We start from the raw sequence: 6,640 nt of genomic DNA, 5'->3' as shown, positions 1-6,640 counted from the left end.
AGCAGCTCAGATTCCAGCGGTGATGCGTCCCAGACACCATCGGCGATGAAATGGTGCAGCTGATCGTAGTTGCCCGTGACAAGGCGTTCTGCCATCGGCTGAACGCTCTTGCGATCGCCAGGACCGATCAATCCCGCAACGTACAGTGGACACATCCGCTGCCGGGTCTTGTGACCCAACCGGTCCAAGAACGGCTTCAGCCAGCGTTCGAGTTCGTCTTCCCATTGCGCCATGGTCAGCCCTCCAAGAGCCGACCACCCATGAATCATTGAAGAATCGATTCGGGAATCCTAAAAACTCACGGAAATCAAATAATCTGCCAAAGTAGTGCTAGCTAGATCAAATGCAGGGAAGAGGGATTCCTCCGACAGCGGTCGAGAATGCAATTCAGAATGGAGTGCCCGGTCCAGGTATTACGGTGACAGTGCTGGACTGCACTGGACTGCACCCCTGAAGTGAGACACGATAATTCCTGCGACAGGCTCATTTTGAGGATGTGGCAGCCCCGTCAAAGCCGCGCGGATGGCACGATCCGGGCGAGCAGAGGCAGGTTTGACTGCCACAGCATGCAATCGCGCGCACGGTCCGTTTGGCCGGCCGCAAGCTCGGCAAGCTGCTGGCGTGAAAACACGTGCCGCCCGCAGAAGAATGGCCGAAGCGGCGTGCGCGAGAAGAAGTTGTAGAACAGCGCGCAGCGGTCACGTGCGACCGCCGGCCTCCCGCGATGGTAATGGCTCGCCACATCCGTGAAGATCACCGTGCCGGCCCTGCCGGTGCAGGTCGTCACGTCGCCGCTCCGCAGCGTTGTGCCGAGCCTCTCTTCCAGCATTTCCTGTGTCAGGACGGGAAAGTTGGCGCCTTCGAGCGTATCGCTTCCGGGAAAGGAGCGGTGAAGGATTTCGAGCGGGCCGGTGTCGATGTCGACATCGTGCAGGTAGACGATCACCTTGACCATCCGCCTGTCCTCGACATCGCGATGCCATCTGCGTGCGGCAACCTGCCTGCCATCGGCCACGGTGTAGAAGAAATTCAGCGTGTCATAGGCGGCAGGCAGGCCGAGATAGGTCTCGACGATGTCGAGGATGCGGTCGTTGAGAGGCCAGCGGACGATATGCGGATGGCGCATCATCTCTTCGGCGCCGACCTGCACGGTATAGTCGTCGGCGAACTCGCCGTTCCTGGCGCGGAGGGAATAGGTGTTCGCGATTTCGGTCGCCGATGTCCAAAGTGCCGTCGTGCCGGGCAGATCCAGCTCTTCGAGCGAAGTGATATAGACGCCGTTCTTTTCCAGTCCGGCGACGATGTCCATGTCGAGGGATGAGAGTTTGGGCAGGCGCGGCTTGTGAGATGCTCTCGCCCGTTCGTATGCCCCGTTCAGTCGTCGGCTGACAGTCGGCATTCCAACCAGCCTCGAGGCGAACTCGGCCGGGAGGCTGCGGGCACGGCGCGAGACCCGGTAACGCAGGGTGTTCTGCTTCAAGACGCAAATCCTCTAGTACCATAGATGCGTAGCGCGATCGCCACGTAGCTGGACGCGGCGAACGGCCAACTAATCCATGAGACTAGAGGCCAAAATCCGGCTGGATTGTTACGAAGTGTAGACCAGGCATATCTGCTCGTGAGTCCTGGGGCGAATTCTCCGCATGGTTGCATATCGCTTCATCAGGGTGCGCGGCCTCTCCGCAGCGTGATCTGACGAATTCGGCGCACTCGACTAGATTGTGGCAAACAACAGGAGTGGCACATGAGCGATCCCCGTAGTCGCAACGAACCTGCAACGCGGAGCACGAACACGCAGGGCGTGGACATGAAGCTCGAGGTGGCAGTGCTTCCCGTTTCCGACGTCGATCGCGCAAAACGCTTCTACAGCGAGCTCGGCTGGCGGCTCGACGCCGATTTCACCAGGGCGGATGGCTCGCGCGCGGTGCAGCTCACACCGCCGGGCTCGCCGGCCTCGATCCAGCTCAACTCCGCACCGCTATACTATCTCGTCGTATCCGACATCGAGGCGGCACGCGCCGAGTTCGAGGCGCATGGCGTCGACGTCAGCGAAGTCTTTCATCGCGGCGCGAAAGGCCGCATCAGTGGTCCGGATCCGGAACGGCCGAGCTACGGCTCGCTCGCGACCTTCAGCGATCCGGACGGGAATGCCTGGCTGGTCCAGCAGGTCACGAAGCGGTTGCCTGGACGCGTGGACGGCGACACGACCTTTGCGTCGTCACGCGACCTTGCGAGCGCGCTCCGCCGCGCGGCGGCCGCCCATGGCGAGCATGAGAAACGAACCGGCAAGCACGATGACAACTGGCCGGACTGGTATGCCGACTACATCGTCCGCGAGCAGGCCGGACAGGACCTGCCCGAGTGAGCCGCGTCGCCGCGTGATCCTTCGTCACGCCACGATGACGCAGCCTGCAGCTCCGGCCAGATGATCCACCGCCGGCGTTGCCCACAAAAGCCGGCGAAAAAATCCAAGCTGCCATGTCGGATCGGCAGCGTCTCGTTCGTCCTTGGGGCATGAATGGGCGATATACGTCAACGCCGTGCCCATCGATGCAAGAGGATGAACGATCATGCCCAGCACTGTACGCCTGCACCGCGTTTTGGCGACCAGCCCGGAGAAGATCTATCGCGCCTTCCTCGAGGCGGATGCGCTGGCGAAATGGCTTCCGCCCAATGGCTTTGCCTGCACCGTCCATCACCTCGAGCCCAAGGTCGGGGGCACATTCAGAATGTCCTTCCGGAACTTCACGACGGGCAACGGCCACGCGTTCGGCGGCGAATATCTCGAGCTCGTTCCGGGCGAACGGCTGCGCTACACCGACAAATTCGACGACCCCAACCTGCCCGGCGAAATTCAGGTGACCGTGACGCTGAAGAAAGTCTCTGTCGGCACCGAGCTGAACGTCACACAGGAGAGCATCCCGGACGTCATTCCGCCTGAGGCTTGCTATCTCGGCTGGCAGGAGTCGCTGCGGAACCTGGCAAGGCTCGTCGAGCCCGAGATCAATCAGTAGCGTCCCAGACGGAGCCAGCGCCTCGTCCTTCGAGACGACCGCTCCGCGGTCTCTTCAGGATGAGGCTAAGCGGCATCAGCGCCCGTCGAAACTGCGGCCACCGCACTCCGTCCTCATCCTGAGAGCCCGCCAAAGGCGGGCGTCTCGACGGATGGCCGCAGAAACGGTCTTCAAATGCGAAAGCCCTGTCCGCAATCGGGGTGAGCAATCGAGTCTGGTCTCATTGCGCTTACGCGCCTGCCCTCGATTTGACCCCGCCGGCTGCAGCCCAGCGGTCCGGGTCCGGACTGTGTCCGATCAGCGCGAGGCCGTAGGCGATCGATTCGAACTGGTCTCCCGACATCAGCCGTTCGTTGCCGAAGCGATCGGCGAACAGCCGCCGGACGGCGGGCACGAACGAGGTCCCGCCGGTCAGGAACACCTTTTCCACCTCGCGGGCGGTGATGCCCGCTTCGCCCAGCACCTTGTCGACGGTGGCCCCTAACCGAGCGATATCGTCGGCAATCCAGGCGTCGAAGTTCTTCCGTGTGATGGTCGAACCAATGTCGACCCCGCCGCCCTTGAAGCGGAAGTCCACCTGATCCTGCGCCGACAGCGCGACCTTGGCGTCGGACACCGCACGGTACAGCGAAAAGCCGAGGTCGAGATCGACGATGGTGATGAAATCCTCAAGCAGAGCCGGCTTCAGCGCGGTGCGTGAAAGCTCCCGCAGCTCGCGCAGATCGCCGTTGCTCTTCATCATCGCGAGCTGATGCCAGCGCGCGAGGTTGGTGTAGTGGCTGTTGGGAACCGGCAGCACCTTGTCGAACGAGCGAAAGCTGGAGCCCTTGCCCAACCGCGGCGAGACGACGTGGTCGACGATGCGGTAATCGAACGTGTCGCCCGCGATGCCGATGCCGGCATGGCCGAGCGGCTCGGCGCGCAAGGTGCCGCCTGCGCGCGAGAACCGCATCACCGAGAAATCGCTGGTGCCGCCGCCGAAATCCGCAACCAATACGGTGGCATCGCGCTCCAGCCGGCGGGCAAAGGAGAACGCCGCTCCCACCGGCTCATAGACATAGCGCGCGTGGCCGGCGCCCAGGCGTTCGAACGCGGCCCGATAGCGCTGCATCGCCAGCGCCTCGTCGGGATTGCCGCCGGCGAAGCGCACGGGACGGCCGACCGTGATGTTGGCCGTCTCGAAGCCGAACCTGTCTCCGCCATGGCGCGCCAGCGTCCGCAGGAACGCCGCCAAAATATCCTCGAAGCGGTAGCGCTGCCGGAATACCTGGGTCGAATTGAAGCTGCTGCTGGCAGCGAAGGTCTTGAACGACTGGAGGAAGCGGTAGATGTGGCGTCCTTCGAGAAACTGTTCGATCGCCCACGGGCCGCCTTCAGCCTGAGCTCCGGCTCCTGGCCGGTCCTCCCAGAAGCACAGGGCCGACACGTAGACGCTGTGCCGTTGTCCGCCATGATCGAAGCGAATGGCCTCGACCCGGCGGTCGTCCGTCGCGAGCGCGACGACCGTATTGCTGGTTCCAAAATCGATGCCGATCGAGACGGCGGGCGAGGCGCTCGACATGAACCACTCTGACAGTTGGTGGGAAAAAGGGGGCAGACCACTAGCGGCTTTGAATTGCCCTGCCAAGACCCCGGTCCATTGCCGTCCGATCGGACCCCGCACCCGCGGCGACGTGGAACAACTTCCCTCTTCGACGCCTTTCTGCGCTGGCGGCGGAAGGCATTTTATGGCCCGTACCCTTCATTTCGGCGGCTTTCCGCAGCTTTATGCCCGAAATGGCCCTGTTGACGCACGATCATGCTGCGATGCGGGAGAGCGTATGCTGCTATGCAATGACATGCATAGACACTGGCATCTGGTATACATAGATTACTCTTCGAAATGAGACAGCAATGTTGACTGTCTCCGAGAAAGGGAATTCCGATGTCCAAGTCCGCTTCCGTCGCCCTCCAGCCTTCCTCTTCGCTGCTCGCCCGCCTCATCGCCACCCTCGATCGCCTCCTGATGGCGAGCGCCGAGATCTCGAATCGCAACGGCGACTTGCCGCGCTTCGGCCTGTAAGCATTCGCCTTTCCCGCAATTCGGGAAGCGGAGCCGGTTTCAGATCCGTCAACATGCTACTTTTGATGAATGGCCCCGCCCGACGGGGCCATCTCTATTTGTGCAGTCCCTGAGTCACTGCCGCGGGCCAGGAAAGTCCTGCGGCATTTGCGCACGGTGACCGGACCGGCGCTTGAACCTTGGCATAATGAATACAAGAATGCCGCCCCAGCGCTCGTAAAAAAATGAGAGGCGCCACGGGAGGCTTTATGACGGACATGGTGCAGGCAACGGCCCCTACAGCCGCGCGCGTCAGCGATACGTTTCGCTGGGCGCAATTGGCGATCGGTGTAGCGGCCATGGTGATGATCGCCAACTATCAATACGGCTGGACGTTCTTCGTCCCCGACATCCAGAAGACGTTCGGCTGGGATCGCGCTTCGATCCAGTGGGCCTTCACACTGTTCGTCCTGTTCGAGACCTGGCTCGTGCCGATCGAAGGATGGTTCGTCGACAAATACGGCCCGCGCATCGTCGTGCTCGTCGGCGGCGTGCTCTGCGCGATCGGCTGGGTGATCAACGCCAAGGCCACCACGCTCAACGGCTACTATCTTGGCATGATCATCGCGGGCATCGGCGCCGGCGGCGTCTACGGCACCTGCGTCGGCAACGCGCTGAAATGGTTTCCCGACAAGCGCGGTCTTGCCGCCGGCATCACGGCGGCGGGCTTCGGTGCGGGCTCCGCGCTGACCGTTGCGCCGATCCAGGCCATGATCAAGGATAGCGGCTTCCAGTCGACCTTCCTCTATTTCGGCCTCGGCCAGGGCATCATCATCTGCATCCTCGCCTTTTTCCTGCTTGCGCCGAAGCCGGGCCAGGTGCCGAACGTGGTGGCGAATGCCGCGCTGGCGCAGAGCCGGCGCAACTACCAGCCGACCGAAGTTTTGCGTCAGCCGATCTTCTGGCTGATGTATTTCATGTTCGTGATCGTCGGCGCCGGCGGCTTGATGGTGACGGCGAACCTGAAGCCGATCGCGGTCGACTGGAAGGTCGACAGCGTCCCGGTCACGCTGATCGGCATGACCATGACGGCGGTGACGTTCGCTGCGACCATCGACCGCGTGCTCAACGGCCTGACGCGTCCGTTCTTCGGCTGGATCTCCGACATGATCGGGCGCGAGAACACGATGTTCATCGCCTTCGGCATGGAGGGCATCGGCATCTGGATGCTCTACCTCTGGGGCCACGACCCGGTCTGGTTCGTGATACTATCGGGCTTCGTGTTTTTCGCCTGGGGTGAGATCTACTCATTGTTCCCTTCGACCTGCACCGACACGTTCGGCGCGAAGTTCGCGACCACCAATGCCGGCCTGCTCTACACCGCAAAGGGCACCGCCGCACTTCTTGTTCCCGTGGCCAATTATGTGCAGCAGACCTCGGGCCATTGGGACAACGTGTTCATCATCGCGGCCGGCGCCAACATCCTGGCCTCCCTGCTGGCGATCCTGGTGCTGAAACCCTGGCGCAGGACGGTGGTCGCGCAATCGTCGGCCTGATCCGTCTTTAGCCAGACTTCGCGCGAAGC

The 6,640-nt window shown here is 62.3% G+C and carries 8 protein-coding genes; 4 read left to right on the top strand and 4 right to left on the bottom strand.

The features are described 5' to 3' along the window. Positions 1-269 (bottom strand): transposase (locus tag K289_RS0105230; protein WP_198024659.1); only part of this gene is annotated, 269 nt, incomplete at its 3' end. Between the two features lie 239 nt (positions 270-508). Then, positions 509-1,480, bottom strand: coding sequence for a hypothetical protein (locus K289_RS0105225; RefSeq protein WP_156917802.1), 972 nt, complete (start codon positions 1,478-1,480; stop codon positions 509-511). A 264-nt stretch (positions 1,481-1,744) separates the two neighbouring features. Between K289_RS0105225 and K289_RS0105220 the strand changes: the two genes are divergently transcribed. Beyond that, a complete protein-coding gene (locus K289_RS0105220; RefSeq protein WP_027550529.1) occupies positions 1,745-2,365 on the top strand; it encodes a VOC family protein in 621 nt (206 codons plus the stop codon). Positions 2,366-2,389: 24 nt separating this feature from the next. Here the strand turns inward: K289_RS0105220 and K289_RS50175 are convergent, their stop codons facing one another. After that, positions 2,390-2,581: a hypothetical protein gene (locus K289_RS50175; protein ID WP_156917801.1), complete on the bottom strand. Its 192-nt coding sequence runs from the start codon at positions 2,579-2,581 to the stop codon at positions 2,390-2,392. On the opposite strand from K289_RS50175, the gene K289_RS0105215 reads away from it, so the two are divergent. Beyond that, positions 2,571-3,014, top strand: a complete 444-nt coding sequence (locus K289_RS0105215) for an SRPBCC family protein (protein WP_027550528.1) — start codon at positions 2,571-2,573, stop codon at positions 3,012-3,014. The genes K289_RS50175 and K289_RS0105215 overlap by 11 nt on opposite strands. Positions 3,015-3,243: 229 nt before the next feature. Here K289_RS0105215 and K289_RS0105210 read toward each other — a convergent pair whose 3' ends face one another. After that, entirely contained in the window at positions 3,244-4,575 is a 1,332-nt protein-coding gene (locus K289_RS0105210) for an Hsp70 family protein (RefSeq protein ID WP_027550527.1), read from the bottom strand. 363 nt (positions 4,576-4,938) lie between these two features. On the opposite strand from K289_RS0105210, the gene K289_RS51410 reads away from it, so the two are divergent. Then, positions 4,939-5,076, top strand: a complete 138-nt coding sequence (locus tag K289_RS51410) for a hypothetical protein (RefSeq protein ID WP_198024658.1) — start codon at positions 4,939-4,941, stop codon at positions 5,074-5,076. Positions 5,077-5,324: 248 nt separating this feature from the next. Beyond that, a complete protein-coding gene (gene oxlT / locus K289_RS0105200) occupies positions 5,325-6,611 on the top strand; it encodes an oxalate/formate MFS antiporter (protein ID WP_027550526.1) in 1,287 nt (428 codons plus the stop codon). Positions 6,612-6,640 lie beyond the last annotated feature (29 nt).

This window comes from Bradyrhizobium sp. Cp5.3, from assembly GCF_000426265.1.
Classification (GTDB): domain Bacteria; phylum Pseudomonadota; class Alphaproteobacteria; order Rhizobiales; family Xanthobacteraceae; genus Bradyrhizobium; species Bradyrhizobium neotropicale.
The sequence above is the reverse complement of the archived record's forward strand: the minus strand, read 5'-3'. Positions and strand labels throughout refer to the sequence as shown.